The following is a 20,580-nucleotide window of genomic DNA, read 5'->3' as shown; positions in this document are numbered from 1 at the left end:
ATGAACCGGATCCGGATCGGCATCCGCCGGGGCCAGCGCGATGAGGCCCAGCGCGACCGGGGCGCGATCTCCCTGGAGTACATCGGCTTCCTCCCCATCCTCCTTCTGGTCGGGCTCGGCGGCATACAGCTCGGCTGGTCCGCCTACGTGACCCAGCAGGCCCAGACCGCCGCCCGTACGGCCGCCCGCGTGGAGGCGCGAGAGCCGGGTGCGGGAGCGGCCGCCGGCCGTGCGGCGATCTCGGCGAACCTCGCTCAGGGAGCGCAGATCGAACGGACCACGACCCGGGACGCGGTCAGGATGACGGTGACCCTCACGATCGAATCCGTCGTGCCCGGAATCGGCGACCTCCAGGTCACCGGGAGCGCCGTCATGCCCAACGACGATCCCGAGGTGACCGGACCATGAGCCTGCGTTCCAGGGTGAACACCCCCGACGACCGTCACAACCCGCGCGAGGACGGCCGTCTGGTCTCCTCGTACCGCGCCAAACTGCTGGAGGAGATCGACCTCGCCGAGATGTCCGCGCTCGCGCCCGCGGAGCGCCGCGCGCGCCTGGAGCGCGTGCTCGGCCACATCATCAGCCGCGAGGGCCCGGTCCTCTCCACCGTCGAGCGCGACCAGCTCATCCGCCGCGTCGTGGACGAGGCCCTCGGCCTCGGCGTGCTCGAACCGCTCCTCGAAGACCCCACCATCTCCGAGATCATGGTCAACGGCCCGGACCAGATCTTCGTGGAGCGCTCCGGCCGCGTGGAGCAGCTCCCGCTCCGCTTCGCCTCGCACGAGCAGCTGATGCAGACCATCGAGCGCATCGTCTCCACGGTCAACCGCCGGGTGGACGAGGCGAATCCGATGGTCGACGCCCGCCTGCCCAGCGGCGAGCGCGTCAACGTGATCATCCCGCCGCTCTCCCTGACCGGCGCCACCCTCACGATCCGCCGCTTCCCCCGCGCCTTCACCCTGCACGAGATGATCAGCCTCGGCTCGCTGGACGAGCAGATGCTCCTGCTCCTGTCGGGCCTGGTGACGGCCAAGCTGAACGTGATCGTCTCCGGCGCCACCGGCACCGGCAAGACCACCCTCCTCAACGCCCTCTCCGGACTGATCCCGGAGGGCGAGCGCATCATCACCATCGAGGACTCCGCCGAGCTCCAGCTCCAGCAGGCGCACGTCATCCGGCTCGAATCCCGCCCGCCGAACGTGGAGGGCAAGGGCCAGATCACCATCCGCGACCTCGTCCGCAACTCCCTGCGCATGCGCCCCGACCGCATCATCGTCGGCGAGGTCCGCGGCGGCGAGACGCTCGACATGCTCCAGGCGATGTCCACCGGTCACGACGGCTCGCTCGCCACCGTGCACGCGAACAGTGCGATCGACGCCCTGATGCGCCTGCAGACCCTGGCCTCCATGTCCGAGGTGGAGGTCCCCTTCGAGGCGCTCCAGGACCAGATCAACAGCGCCGTCAACATCATCGTCCAGCTGACCCGCTTCGGCGACGGCACCCGCCGCATCACGGAGATCTCCCTCCTCGACTCGCACGGCCGCGAGCCCTTCCGGATCACCACGGTCTGCCGCTTCGCCGCGATGCCCATGAGCTCCGACGGCCGCGTCCACGGCCGCTTCGAGTACTACCCGCTGCCCCGCTGGCTCGCCGACCGGCTCTACATGAACAACCAGCCGATCCCGCAGGCCTTCGGGGTCGCCCCGGCGGACGCACCCCTCCACGACCCGCGCCAAGCCCCCTTCCACGACCCGCTGACCGATCCGCTGGCCGGACCCCTCCCCGCCCGCATCACCCGGACCGCCCTGTGAACCCACTGATCTCCCTCACCCTCGGCGCCACGCTGCTGACCTGCGTGCTGGCGGTCCTCGGCATCCACGCCTACGCCACCGGCCGTGCCCAGCGCGCCGCGCTCATCGAGCGCCTCTCGGCGAGCGGCCTCCCGGCCCCCCTCGGCCGCAGGCGCCGCTTCCCGGGCGTGGACCGGCGCCTGCGCACGACCAAGCTGGGCCGCGGCATCGAGCGCAAGCTCGCGGTGACCGGCCTGGACCTCACCGCCGGCGAGTACTTCGTCTACATGCTGGCCACGGTCGCCGGGATCTGGCTGGTCGCGGCCTCCTTCCTGGCCCCGTTCTTCGGCCCGGTGGCCGGACTGATCGCCCTGTGGGGGGCCAACGCCTTCCTCAACTGGCAGCGGTCGCGCCGCACCGAGCGGTTCATCAACCAGCTCCCCGACGTGGCCCGGATCCTCGCCAACGCCACCCAGGCGGGCCTGGCCCTGCGCACGGCCATCGGCATGGCCGCCGAGGAACTGGAGGCACCGGCCGGCGAGGAACTGGCCCGGGTCGCCGCCCGGCTCGCGGTGGGGCACTCCATGGAGGAGGCCCTGGGCGAGATCGAGGAACGGCTTCCCTCGCGGGAACTGGTCGTCCTGGTCTCCACCCTCGTCCTGTCCGCCCGCGCGGGCGGCGCCATCGTGGGCAGCCTGCGCAACCTGACGGTGACGCTGGAACAGCGCAAGGAAACCCGCCGCGAAGTCCGTACGCAGCTGTCCCAGGTGACGGTCACGGCGTACCTGGTACCGGTCATGGGCGTCGGCTCCCTGCTCCTGGTGGACGCGATGATGCCCGGCGCGCTGGACCGCATGACGGGGTCCGTCGTCGGGCAGAGCGCCGTACTCGTCGCCCTCGGGCTCTTCGCGCTCGGCTTCGTCTTCATCCGCCGCCTGACCAAGATCGCCGTCTGAGGAGGCCGGAATGATCGCGCTGCTCCTGGCCCTGGCCGTGGCCCTGTCGGTATTCGGCGTCTTCCACGGCATCCGCCTCTACCGCGCCGACACCCAACTCCCGAGCGACCTGATGCTGGCCCTGGAGGTCGGCGCCACCCGCACGACCGCCGTCGGCTCCCTCATCGACCGCATGGGCATCCGCTACGCGCCGCTGATACTGCGCCTGATGGGCCCGGACCGGGTGGCGCGCAAACGCCGCCAGATCGACCGCGCCGGCAACCCGTCCGGCCTGACCATCGACCGCTACGCCGCGCGTCGTGCCGTGTACGCCCTCCTCGGTGGCGTGGGTGCCTTCGCCATGCTGATCAACGGGCAGCTGGTCCTGGCGCTGGTCATGGTCGCCTTCGGGGTGTTCTGGATCGAGGCCGGCCTCTGGTCGGCGATCCGGATCCGCCGCGACCACATCGAGCGGACCCTGCCCGACTTCCTGGACGTACTGGCGGTGGTCGTCAGCGCCGGGATCGGCTTCCGCCCGGCCCTGGAGCGGGTGGCGGACAAGTACGAGGGCCCCTGGTCCGACGAGATCCGGATCACCCTGCAGCAGATGACCATGGGCGTCAGCCGCCGCCAGGCCTTCGACGAGCTGCGCCGCCGCAACGACTCCGAGCAGGTCGCGCAGTTCGTCACCGCCCTCCAGCAGGGCGAGGAACTGGGCTCCCCGATCGTCGACACCTTGATCGCCATCGCCGAGGACATGCGCCGCACCGACGCCCAGAACGCCCGCCGCCGGGCTGCCAGGGCCGTCCCGAGGGCGACCTTCGCCGTCACGACGTTCATGCTGCCCGGGACGATGATCCTGCTGATCGGCGGGTTCGTGTACGGAGCTGACGTCGACTTCAGCGGCCTGTTCGGAGGCGGCTGAGCCATGGCTGCCACCTCGCTGGACGTCACGGCGTACGCCGCCGCCCGGGACCGGCCCTCCGCCCGCCCCGCGGTGAAGCTGCCGATCGCCCTCCAGGTCAACGCCCTGCAGGCGCTGTGCCGTCAGGTCTTCGCGTTCCGCCTCGTGATGATCGCCCTCGGGACACCGGTGGTGCTGAGCCGCACGGCACCCGGGACGCCGACGCACCTGGCGGGCGGCGCGGTGCTGCTCACCTTCCTGCTGTCCTACGTCCTGTTCCGCGACTGGGAGCGCTTCGGCCCGCTGCTCCTGCGCCACCGCTGGCCGCTGGCGGTCGACTGGGCGCTCTTCGGCGGACTCCTGTTCCTGACGGCCACCCCCGGCTCCCCGCTCCTCCTCGCCTCGGTGTGCACCCCGCTGCTGGCCGGGATCGTCTACGGCCGCCCCGGTGCGGCGGTCTACGCGGTGGTCCAGGCGGCCGTGGTGGCGGTGGTCGCCGAGGCGCTGACGCTGGCGGTGCTCTGCGTCCTCGCGGGCGCGGCCGGGGCGAGCCTGCGCGGCCTGCTCCTCCGGTTCGGGACGGCCGGCCAGGCCCTGCTGGAGGCCAGGGCCCGCCTGGCCGTGGCGGAGGCGGTACAGGCCGAACGGGACCACCTGGCCCGCGAGCTGCACGACTCCGTCGCCAAGACCCTGCACGGCCTCGCCCTCGCCGCCGACTCCCTGACCCGCACCACCGACCCGGCGACCCTCCGCCGCCAGGCCGCCCTGGTGGCCGGGGCGGCCCGCCGCGCGGCGGCGGAGTCCCGTGACGTACTGGCGGACCTGCGCCGGGACCCGGACGAGCCGGGGGTGTCCCTGGCCGCCGAACTCCGGGCCCGGATCGACTCCGACATCGCGGAGCTGCGCGTGACCGGCACCCTGCCCTTGGTGCCCGCTCCGGTGGCCCGGCACCTGCTGGCGGTGGCGGGTGAGGCCCTGGAGAACGCCCGTCGCCATGCGGGAGCCGCACGGATCACGGTCGAGGCGGCCGTCGCTGCCTCCGACCTGCTGCTGGTGATCGAGGACGACGGCCGCGGCCTCCCGAACGGCGTCGACCTCGCGTCGTTGCACGGCGCGGGCCGATTCGGCCTGCTGGGCATGACGGAACGCGCGGCCGAGATGGGCGCCCGCCTCCGCATAGGACCCCGCCCGGGCGGGCAGCCGGGGACTCAGGTCCGGCTGGCCCTTCCCCTGTCGGCCCTCGCCGCGGGGAGGGGTGCGTGATGGCGCCGCTGCGTGTGCTCATCGCCGACGACAACCCGGTCGTACGGGCCGGGCTGGCGGCCCTCCTGGGCACCGCGGAGGGCATCGAGGTGGCGGCCGAAGCGGCGGACGGCCGCGGGGCGCTGCACCTGACACGGCTCCATGCCCCTGATGTGGTTCTGCTGGACGTGCGGATGCCGGGGGTGGACGGCATCTCGGCGCTACCTCACCTGGTACAGCTCGCTCCCATCCTGATGCTGACGTACAGCCAGGAGTCGGAGATCGTCCGCGAGGCGCTGCTGCTGGGCGCGGGGGGCTACTTGGTGCACGGCGAATTCACGCCGGATCACCTCGTCGAAGCCGTCCGCGACGTGCGCGCGGGCCGCGCCCATTTCAGTCCGACGGCGGCGAGCGCGGTGCTCGCGGAACTCCGGACCTCTTCGCATCCGCAACGAACTGTGGGACAGTCTTCGGAGCGTCTTCCCAACCATGCTGTGTACGGGCTGAGTTCGCGTGAGGAGGAGGTCATGGATCTCATCGCTTCCGGCATGAGTAACCAGCAGATCGCAGCCAGTTGCTTTATCAGCGAGAAGACGGTCAAGAACCACATCAACCGGATCTTCGCGAAGCTCCAGACCGCCACCAGGAGCGAGGCGATAGCCCGTTGGCTGGGAACCGCCCGTCCGGGGGTGGCTGGCCATGGGTAGACGGAGTGCGCAGTGGGTCCGTAATTGGGTCCCGGGACCCTTTGCAACTGCTGGTGCGTCGAAGTACCGTCCGCGAACCGATAACGGCGCCGGCTCTGGAGAGGACTCCCATGCAGAACCTCAAGCTGCTCAAGGCGATCGTCGAGCGGAAGAACCGCCTGCGGCGGGGGGCGGACGAGGGGCAGACGGTCTTCGAGTACCTGGGGATCATCGTGATCATCGGGTTGATCATCGCGGCGATCATCGGGAGCGGACTTGCGGCCAACATCGCGGCCGCCATCTCGGCGGTCTTGGCGGACATCACGACCTGATGGCTGGTGCGGGCCGGCGTGATCAGGGTCAGGTCCTCCCGTTCTATGCCGTGATGATGGCATTGATGCTCTTCGCCGCGTTGGCCTTCGTCGCCGTCGGGATGGCGGGGGCCACGCGCAGCGATGCGCAGGGTGCTGCCGACGCGGCGGCGCTCGCGGCAGCCCAGAAGGTCAGGGACAACGCGTTCCGGGGCAAGAATCTCCTCACCCTCACACCGGAGGACTGGGACGAGATCATCAGGGGCCGTCGCTTCGATACCGCGGGGGCCTGCGCCCAGGCGAATGCCTTCGCCGGCTCGAACGATGCCACGGCGGAATGTGCTTTCGACGTCCCGGAGTTCACCGTCTCGGTGACGACCAACGGAACGGTCGGGGACTCGGTCATCCCGGGGACCGAGAACGTGCATGCCCGTGCCAGGGCAACGGCCTTGATCGAACCACGGTGCTTCCTGCAGCCCGCGACCACCCCGCCACCACCCGGGGGTGGCGGTCCTGTCGACATTGAGTGCCGGGACGGATCGCTGATCACCGTGGATCCGTCGAACCCCGGCTCCTTGTACAGGCTGGCGAGGAAACTCTTCACTGTGCGACTGGCCGACTGACATCGAACGAGAGACAAGGAAACGGCGTACATGAGCATGCGGCAGAAGGCGAAGGTCCGCGGGGGAGCGGCCGTTGCGGTTGCGGCGGTCTTGGCCCTCGCGTTGGCCGGGTGCGGCGGAGGTGGCGAGAAGGCGAAGGAGCCGACGAAGTCCGAGACTCCCCAGAGTCAGGGAAGTAGCCCTCAGCAGCCTGCACCCACCGCCAGCAAAGGGTCGGGGCCTCTCGAGGTGATTGCTACGGCGCAAGGGCCGTCCGGCGTCGTTTTGGAGCTGAATTCGGCTGTACGCGACCAAGATGGGTACGTCACCGTCAGCGGTCAGATCAAGAACACAGGTTCCGCGACGTTCTCCAACATCGGGCCCTTGCGCGGTGATGAGAAGACTGCCAGTCCCGCGTCGGTTGCCGGCGCGAGTTTGGTCGACTCCGTGGGCAAGAAGCGTTACCTCGTGCTGCGTGACACAGAGGGGCGGTGTGCATGCACTACGGGTCTCGCGTTCATCAAGAGCGGGGAGAGTGCTGGCTTCTTCGCTCAGTTCCCCGCACCACCAGCCACCACCACCGAGGTCGTATTCGGTCTGCCGACCTTTGCCGCGGCCACCATCAAAATATCCGGGTGACCCCATGACCAAACGCCATCGCTTTCCCGCTGCCACGGCCGTCGCCGGTCTCGTCATCGCCGGTGCACACTTCATCGGCGCGACAAGTGCCTACGCGGACGATGTCACGCCGTCTGTACCCCCGGGCACGGAGCCCTCGGCCTCTGCGCCCACACCCATCAAGACCGACTCTCCAGGGCTGAAGCTCCCCCAGGGAGGCATCCTGGCGGCCCCCAAGGTGCTGGACATGGTGGAGGTCGTCGAGGACATCGGCGGCGAGGAACGGCGCCAGGAGACGAACCAGACCGTCATGATGGCGCTGCAATCCGAGGTGATGTTCCCCGAGGACAGTGCCATCTTCAACGCCCAGGCCGCCGCCCGAATCCAGGCCATCGCGCAGGAGATCAACTCCCAGAAGGCCACCACCGTCCGGGTCTTCGGTTTCACCGACGACCAGGGCAGCTACGAGCACGGCAAGGAGCTCTCCAAGAAGCGCGCCGACGCCGTCCAGGCCGAGCTGGCGAAGACCGTCACCAACCCGGCGGTCAAGTTCGACGTCCGCGGTTACAGCGAGGACTACCCGATCGCCGACAACGGCACCGAGGAAGGCCGCAAGAAGAACCGCCGCGTGGAGATCACCTTCCCGCGCAGCAGCAAGTAGCGGCGACTGACCCCGTCACCCGCTCCGGCGGGGGGCGGGGTCAGTCCGTCAGCAGGTGGTCGGCCTTGCCGGCCTTGATGTCTCTGATCAGCTGTTGCAGGGCCTCGCGGCTGTCCGTGAGGTACATGTCCTCCTGGCCGGACAGGGCTATGTAGCTGTTGCCCTCCCCGTCCACGCCGATCCGGTAGCAGGAGTTCCCCTCGCCGCAGAAGGGGTCCTCCCAGGTCACGTCAGTCACGGTGTCCCTCTCACAGTTCGCTCGCGATGGTGCGGATGAAGTCCCGGGAGGGCCCCGGAGGTAGCGACAGCCGCTCCATCAGCTCGAAATGGCCTCGGTACTTCGCAAGTTGGGCCTCGGCGTGGAGGAAATCGGGCCCGTGCGAGTTGTCGATCTGCACGGTGTCGAGTTGCGCCGTCGGCCCCTCCGCGTAGAGCACCGTCTGTCCCGCTCCAGGAAAGCCGCCCGCCTCGAACGGGAGGACGAGCAACGTCACATTCTCCTGTTCGGAGCGCTGGATCAAGTGGTTCAGCTGTGCCCGCAGGACGTCGGCGCTGCCGAACCGCATCCGCAGGGCGGCCTCGTGTACGACGGCCACGAACGCGGGAGCGTTCTCGCCGTCCAGGACCTTCTGGCGCTCGATGCGCAGGGCCAGCCGTAGTGCGACCTCGTGCTCGGGGAGTGCGGGGATGACCATGCGGAACACGGCGAGGGCGTGGTCCGAGGTCTGGAGCAGCCCCGGCATGTGGAGCGGGTACGCAACCCGCATGCGGATGCTGCGGGACTCCAACTCGGCGATGTCCAGAAAGCCTTGCGGTACCTGACCCCGGTAGCGGTCCCACCAGCGTGGGCCGGCGGGCAGAGCCATGTCCGTCAGCCCGGCGATGTACCGCTCGTCGTCCACTTGGCAGTTGGCTGCCAGTGTTCGGATCCGTTCGGTCGAGATGGCGCGTGTGCCCGACTCCATGGCGGAGATCGCGCCCCGGTCCACAGCGAGGAGGCTCGCTGCGAACTCGGCCGACATCCCTGCTGACGTGCGCATTCGGCGCAGTTCGTAACCCAGTCGCTTCTGGCGCTCGGTGGGAGCTGTCCTCGCGGTCATGGGGTGCAGTCTTACGCGTCGCCCGCCCCTCGTGCACGAACGGCTGACTTCTGCCGGACGGTGGGCCAAAAAAGGCCCGCTCGCGCTACATTCGGTAATGCACCGCTCACGCAAGGGAGTTGGAAGTGCATCGCCGCAGCATGCCTGGGCCTCGGCTTCGGCGACGAGCCACTGCCCCCACCCGCGCGAGCAACCCGCTCATGACAGGGAGTCCGTGATGCTCAGCCCCTTCATGCCCCCCAGCCCCGGCTGCTTCGACGCCTGCCCGCCAAGCGATGAGCCGCCGTCGCCCGATGGGCTCTCGTGCAGCCTGACCGTGCCCGGGGAGCCGTACAGCGCCCAGATCGCGCGCAGCACCGTACGGTCCGTGCTCCACGCGCATCACCTCGACCGGGTCGTGCCCGCCGCGGTACAGGTGGTGGGGGAACTCATCGCCGCAGCCTGGTACTTGGACCCGGGCCGGAGCCTGTACCTCGCCCTCCGCCACCGCGAAGACGCGCTCCGCCTCACCGTGTACGACGGCCACGCTCCCCACACCCACCCCCGCCTCGCCGCCCACTGCGAAGCCCGCCGCAGGACCGCCCTACGGGTCATGGCCGCCGTCGTGCGGGACTGCGGCGGGGCCTGGGGCTTCGGGGAGTCCCGTGAACCCGGCGGCGGGACCCGGACCTGGGCCAGCCTGCCGGTCGCCGGGGCCGCCGGGTACCTGGTGGCGTGCCCGAGCCCGGCATCCTGATCAGGGCGCCCGCCGTGCGGCGTCCCCGACACCGGAGCGTCAAGGACTGCGCGGAGTTGTAGGCACGAGCCGGCGCCCGTTGCGCTCGCGGACCTGCTCTGCGTCGATGGCAAAGGGGCGGCTCGGCTTCGCGCCGACTGTGGGCGAGAGGGGGCAGCCACCATCGTCGATTCCCCGCGGGGTCCCGGTTCCAGGGGAGGGATCGTCAGCCGCCGCTGTCGGCGGTCCGGGCGGGAGCGGTCGAGTTTGCCTGGCGGTCGATGTCCGGGCGGACCCGATGTGGACCGGCCGCTCGGTGCGGGGCGTGGGGCGCGGGGTGCGGGCATCGCGGCGAGCGATGGTCCCTGCTTCCACGCACGGCCCGGGTGCCGGTCTGAGGGGGCGAGAACGTCGAGTACCTCGCGGCGGGTCGAGAGGGGGTGCGTGCGGCAGGCAAAATCGCGTTGTCGGTCATTCGATCACGTTGTTACGCTCGGCCCGCGTCCTCGACGGCAGAAAAGAAGGAGGTGGGAACCGTGAGCCAGCTGACTCTCATGTGCTCCCACCCCGTTCCGAGGACGCCGGGGATCTGAAGGGGAGCGCGCCGCTCCCCGGAAGGACCTTCACGTGACCGATCTGGTCATCCGTTCCCTCGCCACGGGCGAGGAAGCACTTTTCGAATCCCTGCCCGATCCCGGCCTGGTCGGCTTCGCCGCCTTCGGCGACACCTACAGCGGGATGGCCGCCGCCGGTGAGTACCGCCCCGAGTGGACCTGGGTGGCCCTGCGCGACGGCGTCGTCGTCGCGCGAGCAGCTTGGTGGGCCGGACCCAAGGACGACAAGCCGCTTGCTCTGGACTGGTTCGACTTCACGGACGCCAGCGCGGCCGTAGACCTGCTCCGCGCTTCGCCGCTGCACGCCGAGTACTCGCTCAAGCTGCCGCCCGGCTGGCGCGACGTCCCCGCAGTCCGGGAGCAGGCGCAGGCCCGGATCGACGCGGCCGTCGCCGCAGGCATGTCTCCTCTGGTCGAGCGCTTCCGCTACCGCTGGACGCCGGACTGCGGCCTGCCCGTGCGCCCGGGCCGCCTCGCATTCCGTCCCGAGCCCGACGACGCGGCGGTCCTCGACGTCTTCCGCCGCATTCACCAGGGCAGTCTCGACGCCCATGTGCGCCGCACCGTTGCCGCATCCGGGCTGGAGGCGGCCGCCCAGGAACAACTGGACTACCTGCGCTGGTTGCCGAGCCCGCGCGAGTGGTGGCGCCTTGCCTACGACCCTGCCGGGGAACTCGTCGGCCTGAGCGTCCCCGCCCGCCACTACGGAGACCCTCTCATCGGCTACATCGGCGTCGTGCCCGAGCACCGCGGCCACGGATACGCCTATGACCTGCTCGTCGAGGCCACGCACAAGCTCGCCGACGAGGGCGTGGACCGCATCGTCGCCGGGACCGACCAGACCAACGTTCCGATGGCCGCCCACTTCGCGAGGGCCGGCTACCCCATCGCCCAGGAACGCATCGACCTGATCTAGCCCAGGGACTCAGGGATGTTCCGTTGGCCCGACCGCCGGTTCAGCCGACCTCGGCGAGCACGTGGCCCGGTACCTCGGTGCCCGCGTGGGCGGTCCGTTCGCCGTCCGCTCCCCAGGCGCCGGCGGCGCCGCAGCCCACGCCGTCCTCGTTGGTGCCGAGGACGTTGCCGAGCACCACGTGGAGAGCGAACTCCCGGGCCCGCACCGGATAGACCTTCTCGAACGAGTCGTTGTCGGCGGAGAGCACCGAGCTCGCCAGATAGACGGTGCAGCCGTCGGCGGCGGCCCGCTCGGCGAGCCCGGGGAAGCGGTTGTCGTAGCACGTGGCCAGCGCGAACCGGGTGCCCTCCAGCTCAAAGCGGCCGTCCCGGCGGCCCGCTGCGAAGACCTCCTGCTCGATGCCGTACAGGTGCTGCTTGTCGTACCGGGCGAGGAGGCCGCCATCCGGACCGATGACGAGCGAGGTGACCGCGGGCCGGCCCTCCGCCGTGTGCACGGGACCGTTGACGACCGCCGCCGCCGAGACGGCACGGCGCGCCTCCCGTACGGGTTCGAGGCGGGCGTCGTCCTCGGTGAGGACGAGGCCGGGGGTGTCCCGGATCAGCGTCGGCTCGTAGCCGGTCACGGCGAGCTCGGCGAAGACGATCACACGGGCGCCGTCGGCCCCGGCGGCCCGGATCAGCCCGGCGATGGTACGGACGTTGGCGTCGATGTCCCCGGCAACCGGGGCGAACTGGGTGGCTGCGACGATCATGGCCTTCATCATCGCCGCCGACCCGGCCGCGGGAAACCCCTACATCCTCACCGGTATCCACACCGGACGCGTGAACGTCCCGGCTGGTACCGGATACGGGTACACGCCCGAGTGCGCAGCCTCGAGCCCCGTGCTGCACGCCCGCCACCTCGACCGGGTCAGGCGTCCCGGCGCAGTGAGATCAGGATGCGCTTGTTTTCGTCGCGGGTGATGAAGAGTCCACTGCCGCCCAGGCCGGTGACGAGCGGGACGTTGACTCCCACGCCCAGTACCTTCGCCTCGCCGGAGGCGGAGTTGAGATCGACCTGGACGACGGACGCGTCGGAGGTCGATCCCATTTCCTCCTCGACCTCTCCGTAGGCAGTCCCGTCGTCGCGGACCGAGTCGAGGTTGATCGTCTTGCGGTTACCGTCACCCGCCAGGCAGATGCCCTGCTTGCGCTCCAGGTCGAAGGTGACCGGGCCGGCCGCGAGGTAGCGGCCCGAGGGGGAGGCGAAGGTCCGGTGGTCGGGGGTCTCGGAGAGGATGTCCTCGGTCTCGCCGGACGCGCACTCCATGCGGGCGAGAAGAGCGCCGGTCCGGACGTCGTGCACCGACCACGTGTCGGGACGCGGCTTGTCGAAGGTTTCTCCGTTCTTCCACGAGGCGAGGAGGCGGCCGGCCGCCACCCCGTACGCCCTGCCGTTCCACTGCTTGAGGACGCCGGCCTTCGGCTGAACCCCGTCGGGGCGGACCGTGTCGCTGAACCAGCGTCCCGGCACGCCGAAGCCTGACCCGCCCATCGAGACCAGTGGTCCGTCGGGGGTCACCGCCATCACCCGGCTCGTCGTGCAGGAGGCCTGAACGCACTGGGGCAGGAGCTTGTTCAGGTCCTTGTAGGGGGTGACCGCCCCGGTGGTCACGTCCACGGCGGCCCCCGAGCGCGGGTACGGCCCGCGGTCCCCGTACGCGACGAGCAGCCGCCCGCCGTGCGCGCCGACCCGGACCTCGTGCGGTGACGCCTCAACCGGTACGTCCACCTCCCGCAAGGGCTTGACCCCCGAGCCCGAGGCGTCGGACGGGAACACTGCCAGCCGCACCACCTCGGTACCCTCGTGCAGCGCGTCCTTGCCGCTCATTCCATGGGCCCACGCGACGACATAGCCCCGGCCGTCCTGCTCGAAGCCCATCAGGTCGGGGATCTCCACCTCGTCCTCGGGCGAGGCCTCGCCCTCGGCGGCTCCGATGGGCGTCGGGACCTTCCACGGGGCGGAGCTCCAGCCGACCTTCCCGCCGGCGGCGGCCTTGGCCTGCACGGTGTATCCGTCGGAAGACCCGTAGAGCATCGCGACCAGGTCGGTGCGCGGTACGTCCGTCACCGGCAGGGTGCTCACCGAATCGGGCACCCAGCCGAGGGTCTCGTCCCAGCCCTTGGCCCCGTCGTACTGCGGCGGCACGCTCAGCTTGACCGCCGGCTTGGCCGCTTCGAGCTGCTCGCCGAAGGCGCCGCCCGTGCCTTTGCCGTCCGTGCCCCCCGCGCCGCTGCAGCCGGCCGCCAAGGTGACCGACAGGACGACGCCTGCCATTGTTCTCGCCGTACGCATGTTTCCCGCTTCCCCGTTTTCGATCAAGGTCTGGCGAGGCTAACAGCGGTCCGTGCGCGGTTGGTTGCCTTCCCGGCATCGAGCCGGATGGTCCGATGTGCGGTCGTGCCGCGTGACCTGCTCAGGGTGGGTGAGTAGGCGTACTCATGTGGCCGGTGGACGGGTCCCGGCAAGCTGCGGGCATGCGATCACACCTCCTCCCGAAGTCCCTGCTGCTGGCCGTACTCGGCTGCGTCGTCCTGTCCGGCTGCGGTACCGGCAAGGCCGCCACCGATCAGGCCCTCGCGGGCAGTGCGGTCTCGGCGGCGAGTGCGCGGGATGCCGAGCCGAGCGAGGAGGAGTTCCTGAAGTTCCTGGAGCTGATGAACAACACGCCGTCGAGCTGCGATCAGGAGGTCGCGGACGCGAAGGGCGTCTCCGTCGAGGAACTGGAGAAGCCGAGGGAGCTGAAGACCAGGGGAGTCCCGCCCGAGCCGGAGGAGCTGCCGGGCGGGGAGGGCGGCCCGGTACCCCTGCCGTCGGATGCTCCCCCGCCGCCGGAGCCGGACCCCGACGTCACCCCGGCCGACCCCTACGAGGAGGTGACGCTCAACTCCGCGGAGGAGTGCTTCGGCGGCGACCACGTCCGGCGCATCGGCGAGGTCTTCAAGAACACGAAGACGGCCGACTACCAGGTGATGCAGAAGAAGCTGACGGAGCTCGGCTACCCGGCTGCGTACGTCCACCGGATGCCCGACCACGCGGGCGCGCCCCGGGCCCGGGTCGACCTGCGCTTGATGGGAAGCCGGTTGGCCCTGGAGGTCACGGGAACCGGTAGCGGCGTGAGCGTCGAAGCGTTCGGGGCCTCGGAGGAGGAGGGCGTGAGCGTGGCCGATGTGAGGCGGAAGCCGTAGCCGTAGCGGTAATCGTCGCAGGGGGCGTCCGCGTCCTGACCGGGTCAGAGCAGGAGGCCGATGGCGGTCGCCACCATGACCGCCGCCGTCGCGGCGTGGACGCCGTAGGCGGTGGCCTTCGGCCCGCCGCTGCGCAGCACGATCACCGCGTCTGCGATCGGCATCACCGCGAAGGTCAGCACGTACCAGCCCAGCACCGACGTCGGCGCGACGAGGATGAGCACGAACATGAAGATCCCGCACACGATCTCGCGCGCCCCCTTCACGTGCAGCCAGGACCGGAAGGCGGGGTCGGCGACCGGTGTGTCGGGGATGCCGAAGCCGGCGGCGTTCTGCGGCTTCGCGAAGACCATCGCGCCCATGGCGATGAGGGCTGCGCCGAGCAGGCCGGCGAGAACGGTGGCAAGGGTGGTGAGCATCGGCTGTCCTGTTCGTTGATGTGGTCGGCGGTGGAGTTGGTGGAATCGGGGGCTGTCAGGGGACGAGGACGATCCGGCCGCGGACGCCGCCCTTGGCCATCGCCTCGTAGGCGTCGGCCGCTTCGGCGAGCGGGGTGACGGCGTGCACGCGGGCCGGGAGTTCCCCCGTCGCCGCCCGTTCGAGCAGTCGGGCGAGGAGCGGGCCGTCGGGACGGGCGAAGAGGACCTCGACGGTGATGCCGCGCTCCTCGGGGAGTCGGGACGCGGGCTGCACGCCCACGAAGCGGCCGCCGTCGCGCACCGCCCGCAGGGCGTCCTCCTGAAGGGCTCCGGCGTCGGCGACGGCGTCCCAGCCCTGCCCGACCCCGGTGGCGAAGTCGGCGCCGAGGCTCCGTACGAACGGCTCGTCGGCCGCTCGGGCCGTCCCGGTCACCTGCCAGCCGCTGTCCTGGGCGAGTACGGCGACGTACGCGCCCACCGCGCCGGCCGCGCCCGTCACCAGCAGGCGCCCGGCCCCCGCCGGTGCCTCGCCGAGGAGGTCGACGAGCTGGGCCGCGGCGGTGGCGTTGAGCGGCACCACGGCCGCCCCGAACAGGTCCAGGGTGTCCGGTACGACGGCGACCTTCGCGGCGGAGACCAGGAGGTGTTCGGCATGGGATCCGTGGTCGCGGTTGAAGCCGTCGAGGAACCCGGCGACCCGCGTGCCGACCCGGAGTTCGACGCCCGGTCCGGCGGCGTCGACCGTGCCGGCGAAGTCCCAGCCGAGCCCGGTGTGCTGGGGCTGGTCGACCAGGCCGAGCCGGTGGAAGACGCCCCCGGCCACCCCCAGGTCCACCGGGTTGACCGCCGCGGCGGCGACCTTGACCCGGATCTGCGCCGGCCCCGGCTCGGCCAGGGGGACGGTGACGGTCTCGATCGACCGGGGCCCGGACGGGACGCGGACCACGGCGCGGCGGGAAGTGGTGTGCTGCATCGTCAACTGCTCCTTCGTGAAGGCCCGGTGAGGTGGATGGCCTTGCCATCGCTTGGGCGTGTCACCACCATGGAGGCACCTGCTGACCGGCGGGAAGGAGGCACCTCAAGGTGCCTAAGTGACCGAGCGGGGAGATGAGCCATGCCGACCACGACCGCATCCCAGCGGCGGGCCGCAGCCAAGGCGGAGTACGACGCGTTCTTCGCGCAATGTCCCAGCCGCCAGCTCCTGGAGCGCATCTCCGACAAATGGGTCGCCCTCGTGCTCGCCGCCCTGGGCGGGGACGGCCCGGGGACCACCCCCGGCGACGAGCCGCAGCCCATGCGCTTCTCCGAGTTGCAGCGCCGGATCTCCGGCGTGAGCCAGAAGATGCTGACGCAGACGCTGCGCTCACTGGAGCGCGACGGGATGGTGACCAGGACCGTGACCCCCACGGTGCCCGTCACGGTCAGCTACGAGCTGACCGACCTCGGCCGCTCGCTCCAGGGGCTCATGAAGGGGATCAAGGCCTGGGCGGAGGGCCACATGACGGAGGTCCTCACCCACCGCGGCGGCTACGACCAGGAGAAGTGCGACGCCGCCGACTGAGGCGGAGATCAGGCGCGGCGGGCCGAGTTCAGGCGGGCCGCCTGACGGGTCAGGTGGTCGCGTTCCGCGAGGTTGGGGGCCTGGTGGGCGGCCTCGGCGTACAGGCGGGCCGCCGTGGTCGGGTCGCCGTCGCGCTCGTGGAGGTAGGCCGCGACCGCGGTGTGCCGGGGGAGCGTCGGGTCGAGCTGCGCCAGCGCCGCCAGGCCGGCGCGCGGGCCGTCGGCCTCGCCGACCGCCACGGCGCGGTTGAGGCGGGCGATCGGGCTGTCGGTCAGGCGGACGAGCTCGTCGTACCACTCCACGATCTGCACCCAGTCGGTCTCCTCGGTGGTCTGCGCGTCGGCATGGAGGGCGGCGATGGCGGCCTGCGCCTGGAACTCCCCCAGCCGGTCGCGGGCGAGGGCGGGATGCAGGATGCCGATGCCCTCGGCGATCAGCGCCTTGTCCCAGCGGGTGCGGTCCTGCTCGGCGAGCGGGACCAGCGTGCCGTCGGGGGTGGTGCGCGTGGCACGCCGGGCATGGTGGATCAGCATCAGGGCGAGGAGCCCCGACACCTCGGGGTGGTCGATCGAGGCCGCCAGACCGCGGGTGAGGCGGATGGCCTCGGCGGCGAGGTCCACGTCGCCGGAGTAGCCCTCGTTGAAGACCAGGTAGAGGACGCGCAGGACGGTGCCGACGTCACCGGGGCGATCGAAGCGGACGTCGGCGACGGTGCGCTTGGCGCGGCTGATGCGCTGCGCCATCGTCGCCTCGGGGACGAGGTAGGCCGCGGCGATCTGGCGCGTCGTGAGTCCGCCGACCGCGCGCAGGGTGAGCGCGACGGCGGAGGAGGGGGTCAGGGAGGGGTGGGCGCACAGGAAGTAGAGCTGGAGCGTGTCGTCCACCGCGGGCGCGGGGCCCGGCGCCGGTTCCTCCTCCACCCGGTCCTCGCGCCGGCGGCGGGCGGTGTCCGCCCGCGTCGCGTCGAGGAACCGGCGCCAGGCCACGGTGACCAGCCAGGCCTTCGGATCCCGGGGAGGGTCCTCGGGCCAGACGCGCACCGCTTCGAGCAGCGCCTCCTGGACGGCGTCCTCGGCCGCCGCGAAGTCTGCTCCGCGGCGGACGAGGATTCCGAGGACCTGCGGGGTGAGGCTCCGGAGCAGGGCCTCGTCCAAGGCCTCGTCCAGGGGCTCGTCCACGTCAGTGGCACTCGGGGACGGTCGGCGGCGCGGCCAGGAAGGGGCGCAGCTCCAGCCACTCGTGGATCGGCTTGCCGCCCGCACCGGGGGCCGCCGACAGCTCCCCGGCCAGCTCGAGGGCGCGCTCGTAGCTGTCCACGTCGATCACCATCCAGCCGGCGATCAGGTCCTTGGTCTCGGCGAAGGGGCCGTCGGTGACCGGCGGGCGGCCCTCGCCGTCGTAGCGGACCCAGGTCCCCTCGGGGGCGAGCGCCTGGCCGTCGACGAACTCGCCGGTGCCCTCCAGCCGGTCCGCGAAGTCGCGCATGTACTGGATGTGGGCCGTGATCTCCTCCGGCGTCCACTCGCTCATGGGGACGTCGTTGGCGCAAGCCGGGGCGCCGCGGTAGTGCTTGAGAAGCAGGTACTTGGCCATGATGGTCTCCTCCGTGCCGTGCGGCCCATTCTGGCCGCTTCCACTGAGGAGACGGAGCAGGGCACGGGTTCTCGACATCCCCCGACGAGAACTTTCAAGATTTTTCCGGGCGCTGCTCCGGCAGGGCCAGGGCCTTGTCCCGCCAGCGGACGAAGAGGCTCTCCGCGTCGCCGCTGTACGACCACGGGACCCGCGTGGCCCGGTTGTCCAGCAGGGCGAAGACGGCCGGTGCCCGGTCCTCCATGCCCGCGTGGACCAGACCGTGGGCGAGGTAGTTCAGGTCGGCGACGTCCTGGGCGTACGCGACCGTGCGGTGGGCGACCCAGTTGTCGAGCGCGTTGCGCAGGTCCCAGCGCGCCCGGTCCCCGCTCCAGTGGTAGGCCAGGCCGATCGCCGTGCGCCCCTCCGCCTCCGTCTGGTGCCGGTACTGCTCCGCCCGCGCCACCTGCGGCAGCACCACGAGCGGCGAGCCGGGCGGGGCGTAGACGGCCACGTCCCAGGCGAAGTTGTTGGCCTCGCCGTTCGATCCGTGCCAGCGCGGGGACAAGTAGCGCAGCGCCTGATGGTGGCCTTCCCGGTGGTAGGGGTCGCGGGCGCGGAGCTCCTTCCACCAGTGGCCCATGTTCGGGTCGCCGCGGTCGTACAGCCTGGCGATCGTCACGAGGGAGACGTACGGGTACGGGTCCTCGGGTGCCAGCTCGGCGGCCCGCAGACAGAGACCGGCCACCTGGTCCAGGCTGTCGTTCGCGGGCATCGCCCCGCTGCGCGCCGCGGCGAACGTCCGCATCACCTCGGTCTCCGCGCGCAGGACCGCCGCGTCCGGATCGGTGGGGTCGGCGGCGTACCAGACGTCCACGGTGCGCCGGCTCGCCGCCGCGTCCGCGAGCAGCCGGATGCGGTGCGCGCGCCGGTCCCAGTCGGTGCGGGGGTGCTCGGCCAGGAGGTCGCGGGCCCCTTCCCAGCGGCCCATCACCATGTCCTGGCGGCACTGCTCCAGGCTTCGGTCGCCGAACGCCTGGTCGTAGACCGGTGCTCCTGCGCCGGAACGGCGGCGGCGCGGCCAGGGTGCCATGGACTGTCCTCGGATCGGTGGGAGGGGGCGACGCGCGTGCTCGGCTTGGCGTCAGAAGTCGGTGAGTACGTCGTCCCGCCGTTCGGCCGCCGCGAGGCCCGGTCCGGGAACCGGTCCCGAGCCCTGCTCCTCGTAGAAGGCGTCCTGTGCCGGATCCAGCGGCCTGGGCCGGAAGTACGAGACCCCCTGCAGCCGGGAGAAGGCCATCGGGACCAGCCCCAGCGCGAGCGCCCCGAGGCCGATGGCGAGGGCGCTGCCGGTCAGTTCCGGAACCGACATGGCGAAGATCCAGACCATGAACAGGGATCCGCCGAGCGGCCACAGCCCGACGAAGACGAAGGTGCCCACGGACCGGAACAGCACCTTGCGATGGGCGACCACGGCCGCCAGCCCGGCGAGGGCGTAGTAGAAGGCGATGTGCAGTCCGACGCCGCTGAGGGCGTCCCGGACGAACTGCGTGCCGGAGCCGGCCGTTGCTGAGACGACGAAGAGGAGGAGAGCCACGGCCGCCACGGTGGCGGTGGCGACGGAGGGCGTCTGCCAGTCCCGGTGGATGCGGCCGAACGCGGCGGGCACGGTGCGGTCGCGGCCCATGGCGAAGAGCGTGCGGGTCGCCTGCAGGAGGGCCGTCTCCAGGGTGGCGACCATGGACAGCACGACGGCGAGGACGAGCAGCCGGCCGCCCCAGCCCGGCCAGACTGCGTCGCCGAGCACGGAGAGGAAGCCGTCGGGGTTCTCCCGTACCGCGTCCGTGCCGATGAGGATGATGGTGGCGAGGGTGAAGACGACGAAGACCGCGAACGACACCGCGACTCCGATCAGTCCGCCGAGGCCGAAGGAACGGCGACTGGTCCGGGTCTCCTCGTTGAGATTGCTGGCGACGTCCCAGCCCCAGTAGGTGAAGACCGCGATCAGCGCACCGGCGACGAAGCTGTGCGACGCGTCGAAGTGGCCGAAGCCGAACCAGGAGAGCGAGAACTCCGCCGCGTTCCCGTCCTTGGCCAGGGCCGCGACGGCGAAGGCCAGGAGCAGCACGAGCTGCACGCCGGTGAGGACGCGGCGGGTGTACGGGCTGATCCGGGCGCCCAGCGCCACCACGCCCGCCATGAGCAGGAACCAGCCGGCGCCGACGGCCGTGGCCAGGCCGGTGTGCGCGGCCAGGTCCGGGCTGACGAGGGCGAGCGTGGCACTGCCGGCCGGGAGGGTGGCCGACACGAGGAAGGCCGTCGCCGCGACGACCAGGGCCCAGCCGCTGAGGAAACCGAGGAAGGGATGCAGGGTGCGGGCCACCCAGGCATAACTGGCCCCGGCGTTGACGTCGAGACGGCCCAGATGACGGAAGGCCAGCGCGATGCCGGTCATCGGTATCGCGCAGTAGAGGAGCACGGCGGGACTCGCGACCCCGACGGTGGCGATGAGCGCCGGGATCGTCGCGGCGACGGTGTACGCCGGCCCGCAGCCCGCGACCGCCATGACGATGGAGTCGAACGTCCCCAGAGTGCCGGCGCGCAGGCCGCCTCCGTGGGTGCCGGGCCTTCTGCTCACCACTGGCTGCGCCCTTCTGAGCCGCGTACAAGGGCTAGATCTTGCCCGCGGTGGCGGTGGGGCACA

24 protein-coding genes are annotated in these 20,580 nt (G+C 71.2%); 14 read left to right on the top strand and 10 right to left on the bottom strand.

Going from position 1 to position 20,580, the window contains the following annotated elements; all coding sequences use genetic code 11:
• From ACE1OC_RS15320 to ACE1OC_RS15275, 10 genes are all read left to right on the top strand, one after another.
• Positions 1-408: a TadE/TadG family type IV pilus assembly protein gene (locus tag ACE1OC_RS15320; RefSeq protein ID WP_407837495.1), complete on the top strand. Its 408-nt coding sequence runs from the start codon at positions 1-3 to the stop codon at positions 406-408.
• Positions 405-1,811, top strand: coding sequence for a CpaF family protein (locus tag ACE1OC_RS15315; RefSeq protein WP_407837494.1), 1,407 nt, complete (start codon positions 405-407; stop codon positions 1,809-1,811). The genes ACE1OC_RS15320 and ACE1OC_RS15315 overlap by 4 nt, the downstream gene beginning before the upstream one ends.
• Complete coding sequence (locus ACE1OC_RS15310; RefSeq protein ID WP_407837493.1) at positions 1,808-2,746, top strand: type II secretion system F family protein; 939 nt, start codon at positions 1,808-1,810, stop codon at positions 2,744-2,746. The genes ACE1OC_RS15315 and ACE1OC_RS15310 overlap by 4 nt, the downstream gene beginning before the upstream one ends.
• Positions 2,747-2,759: 13 nt before the next feature.
• A complete protein-coding gene (locus tag ACE1OC_RS15305) occupies positions 2,760-3,650 on the top strand; it encodes a DUF5936 domain-containing protein (RefSeq protein ID WP_407841568.1) in 891 nt (296 codons plus the stop codon).
• A gap of 3 nt (positions 3,651-3,653) precedes the next feature.
• Positions 3,654-4,892 (top strand): sensor histidine kinase, encoded by a 1,239-nt coding sequence (locus ACE1OC_RS15300; RefSeq protein WP_407837492.1) that lies wholly within the window; start codon positions 3,654-3,656, stop codon positions 4,890-4,892.
• Positions 4,892-5,578: a response regulator gene (locus ACE1OC_RS15295; RefSeq protein ID WP_407841567.1), complete on the top strand. Its 687-nt coding sequence runs from the start codon at positions 4,892-4,894 to the stop codon at positions 5,576-5,578. Before ACE1OC_RS15300 ends, ACE1OC_RS15295 begins: the two co-directional genes overlap by 1 nt.
• A gap of 110 nt (positions 5,579-5,688) precedes the next feature.
• On the top strand, positions 5,689-5,889 hold the full coding sequence (locus tag ACE1OC_RS15290) for a hypothetical protein (protein WP_407837491.1): 201 nt from the start codon (positions 5,689-5,691) through the stop codon (positions 5,887-5,889).
• Entirely contained in the window at positions 5,889-6,491 is a 603-nt protein-coding gene (locus ACE1OC_RS15285; RefSeq protein WP_407837490.1) for a pilus assembly protein TadG-related protein, read from the top strand. Before ACE1OC_RS15290 ends, ACE1OC_RS15285 begins: the two co-directional genes overlap by 1 nt.
• A 30-nt stretch (positions 6,492-6,521) precedes the next feature.
• A complete protein-coding gene (locus tag ACE1OC_RS15280; protein WP_407837489.1) occupies positions 6,522-7,109 on the top strand; it encodes a hypothetical protein in 588 nt (195 codons plus the stop codon).
• Between the two features lie 4 nt (positions 7,110-7,113).
• Entirely contained in the window at positions 7,114-7,749 is a 636-nt protein-coding gene (locus ACE1OC_RS15275) for an OmpA family protein (RefSeq protein WP_407837488.1), read from the top strand.
• 40 nt (positions 7,750-7,789) lie between these two features.
• Here ACE1OC_RS15275 and ACE1OC_RS15270 read toward each other — a convergent pair whose 3' ends face one another.
• Together ACE1OC_RS15270 and ACE1OC_RS15265 are read right to left on the bottom strand one after the other, a co-directional pair.
• The gene (locus ACE1OC_RS15270; protein WP_407837487.1) at positions 7,790-7,987 is read right to left on the bottom strand and encodes a hypothetical protein; all 198 of its coding nucleotides are present in this window, start codon (positions 7,985-7,987) and stop codon (positions 7,790-7,792) included.
• Between the two features lie 10 nt (positions 7,988-7,997).
• On the bottom strand, positions 7,998-8,849 hold the full coding sequence (locus ACE1OC_RS15265; RefSeq protein WP_274549303.1) for a helix-turn-helix domain-containing protein: 852 nt from the start codon (positions 8,847-8,849) through the stop codon (positions 7,998-8,000).
• Between the two features lie 217 nt (positions 8,850-9,066).
• Here ACE1OC_RS15265 and ACE1OC_RS15260 point away from each other — a divergent pair, with 217 nt between their 5' ends.
• Both ACE1OC_RS15260 and ACE1OC_RS15255 read left to right on the top strand, forming a co-directional pair.
• Positions 9,067-9,585: an ATP-binding protein gene (locus ACE1OC_RS15260; RefSeq protein WP_407837486.1), complete on the top strand. Its 519-nt coding sequence runs from the start codon at positions 9,067-9,069 to the stop codon at positions 9,583-9,585.
• A gap of 606 nt (positions 9,586-10,191) precedes the next feature.
• The gene (locus tag ACE1OC_RS15255) at positions 10,192-11,094 is read left to right on the top strand and encodes a GNAT family N-acetyltransferase (RefSeq protein ID WP_407837485.1); all 903 of its coding nucleotides are present in this window, start codon (positions 10,192-10,194) and stop codon (positions 11,092-11,094) included.
• A 40-nt stretch (positions 11,095-11,134) separates the two neighbouring features.
• On the opposite strand, the gene ACE1OC_RS15250 is transcribed toward ACE1OC_RS15255, so the two are convergent.
• The gene (locus tag ACE1OC_RS15250) at positions 11,135-11,848 is read right to left on the bottom strand and encodes a carbon-nitrogen hydrolase family protein (protein ID WP_407837484.1); all 714 of its coding nucleotides are present in this window, start codon (positions 11,846-11,848) and stop codon (positions 11,135-11,137) included.
• 158 nt (positions 11,849-12,006) lie between these two features.
• Positions 12,007-13,413 carry a hypothetical protein gene (locus ACE1OC_RS15245; protein ID WP_407837483.1) on the bottom strand — a complete coding sequence of 469 codons (1,407 nt, stop codon included), beginning with the start codon at positions 13,411-13,413 and terminating at the stop codon, positions 12,007-12,009.
• A 200-nt stretch (positions 13,414-13,613) separates the two neighbouring features.
• Here ACE1OC_RS15245 and ACE1OC_RS15240 point away from each other — a divergent pair, with 200 nt between their 5' ends.
• Positions 13,614-14,324: a hypothetical protein gene (locus ACE1OC_RS15240; protein ID WP_407837482.1), complete on the top strand. Its 711-nt coding sequence runs from the start codon at positions 13,614-13,616 to the stop codon at positions 14,322-14,324.
• Between the two features lie 44 nt (positions 14,325-14,368).
• On the opposite strand, the gene ACE1OC_RS15235 is transcribed toward ACE1OC_RS15240, so the two are convergent.
• The gene (locus ACE1OC_RS15235) at positions 14,369-14,743 is read right to left on the bottom strand and encodes a DUF4267 domain-containing protein (RefSeq protein WP_407837481.1); all 375 of its coding nucleotides are present in this window, start codon (positions 14,741-14,743) and stop codon (positions 14,369-14,371) included.
• 55 nt (positions 14,744-14,798) lie between these two features.
• A complete protein-coding gene (locus tag ACE1OC_RS15230) occupies positions 14,799-15,716 on the bottom strand; it encodes an NADP-dependent oxidoreductase (protein WP_407837480.1) in 918 nt (305 codons plus the stop codon).
• A gap of 141 nt (positions 15,717-15,857) precedes the next feature.
• Here ACE1OC_RS15230 and ACE1OC_RS15225 point away from each other — a divergent pair, with 141 nt between their 5' ends.
• Complete coding sequence (locus ACE1OC_RS15225; protein WP_407837479.1) at positions 15,858-16,304, top strand: winged helix-turn-helix transcriptional regulator; 447 nt, start codon at positions 15,858-15,860, stop codon at positions 16,302-16,304.
• Positions 16,305-16,312: 8 nt separating this feature from the next.
• Here ACE1OC_RS15225 and ACE1OC_RS15220 read toward each other — a convergent pair whose 3' ends face one another.
• From ACE1OC_RS15220 to ACE1OC_RS15205, 4 genes are all read right to left on the bottom strand, one after another.
• Entirely contained in the window at positions 16,313-17,458 is a 1,146-nt protein-coding gene (locus ACE1OC_RS15220) for an RNA polymerase sigma factor (protein WP_407841566.1), read from the bottom strand.
• 25 nt (positions 17,459-17,483) lie between these two features.
• A complete protein-coding gene (locus ACE1OC_RS15215) occupies positions 17,484-17,897 on the bottom strand; it encodes a YciI family protein (protein ID WP_407837478.1) in 414 nt (137 codons plus the stop codon).
• Between the two features lie 94 nt (positions 17,898-17,991).
• Positions 17,992-18,969, bottom strand: a complete 978-nt coding sequence (locus ACE1OC_RS15210; protein WP_407837477.1) for a hypothetical protein — start codon at positions 18,967-18,969, stop codon at positions 17,992-17,994.
• A 51-nt stretch (positions 18,970-19,020) separates the two neighbouring features.
• Positions 19,021-20,514 carry an APC family permease gene (locus tag ACE1OC_RS15205; protein WP_407837476.1) on the bottom strand — a complete coding sequence of 498 codons (1,494 nt, stop codon included), beginning with the start codon at positions 20,512-20,514 and terminating at the stop codon, positions 19,021-19,023.
• Positions 20,515-20,580 lie beyond the last annotated feature (66 nt).

The sequence above is a fragment of the Streptomyces stoeckheimensis genome, assembly GCF_045822005.1.
Lineage (GTDB): Bacteria > Actinomycetota > Actinomycetes > Streptomycetales > Streptomycetaceae > Streptomyces > Streptomyces stoeckheimensis.
The sequence above is the reverse complement of the archived record's forward strand: the minus strand, read 5'-3'. Positions and strand labels throughout refer to the sequence as shown.